Raw genomic sequence first — 1193 nt, forward strand, 5'->3', positions numbered from 1 at the left:
GCCGTCTTGTTCTCTATGGGCGGCCCTGAGGTTATGGTAAGTGGTTTATCTAATTTGACTTTAGAGCAGCAAGACTTCTTTTCCTCTGAAGCCTTTTTGCAACAGGGCGCACCTTTTTTCGTTGCTGTCTTGGCTTATGCTATCGGTAATCAGACGATTACTCAGCGCCTGTTTGCGATTGACAAAACCAAGATCAAAGCGACCTTTGTTACCGCTACTGTCGGCTACGCAGGTATCGTTATTGGCCTAGGTATGATAGGTCTTATGGCACTCACTATCGGTGTCGAGCCTCTCGATGGCAATATGAACAACTTGATTCCGCAAATGGTCAGTATGTACTTGCATCCGGTCTTTATTGCCTTGTTCTTTATCTTGGTCATAGGGTCGTTATCCTCGACTGCGGATTCTGATTTGTCGGCGCTATCGACTATTATGATGGCTGATGTTTATGGTAAAAACATCGCCAAAAAAGGCGGCGTGAAACCCAAAACCATGATGCTCGTCGGTCGTGGCACGATGATTGTTGCGACGGCAGCAGGACTGATATTTGCAAGCTTTAAGCTTGATATTTTAGTCATGCTCGTATTTGTCGGCGCACTATGGGGCGCGGTTGTATTCCCTGTTATCGCTAGCGTGTACTGGAATCGCGTCACCAATACTGCCTTTACTGCCGCGGTACTAGTAGCACTGTTATTCTTCTGTATTGCCCGTTTTGAGCTGGTCTCTATTACTGGATTTACCGCTCTATTCTTCGAAGTTATGGCAAGCGTCGGTGCAGCTGTCGTTATTGGATTGATGGTTTTTGGCTTCTTAGGTCGCAAGATGGGCCTCGTCGCCGCTGCCATCACTTTTATCTTGATGCTGATATTTGCAACAGGGTTTTTGCGTGATTATATGGTACTACTCGCCTCTTTAACGGCTTATGGTGTCAGCGCTGTTGTTTGTATCATCATTAGCTTGATGAGTAATGAGCGTTTTGACTTTGATCTCATCAAACAGCGCGTTGGTGATTATGATAAAAAAGCCAAAGTGCAGCCAGTACCAAAGATTTAATACAAAATGACGGTTAGAGTATGAGTGCTAGTCATTTATGTCATAGCCGTTATTCATCAGCAAACAGGAGAAGACAGTATGGATAGCACTTTTATCTATGGACTTTATATTTTGATCTGGCCTGCGATAACACTCGGGGT

General features: G+C 44.8%; 1 protein-coding gene. It reads left to right on the plus strand.

What is annotated here, in order from left to right; genetic code table 11:
• The coding region (locus ACTXGO_RS14130) for an SLC5/6 family protein (RefSeq protein WP_459112938.1) at positions 1-1053 on the plus strand (1053 nt) is incomplete at its 5' end.
• Positions 1054-1193: the final 140 nt, after the last annotated feature.

The sequence above is a fragment of the Psychrobacter sp. T6-1 genome (assembly GCF_052258445.1).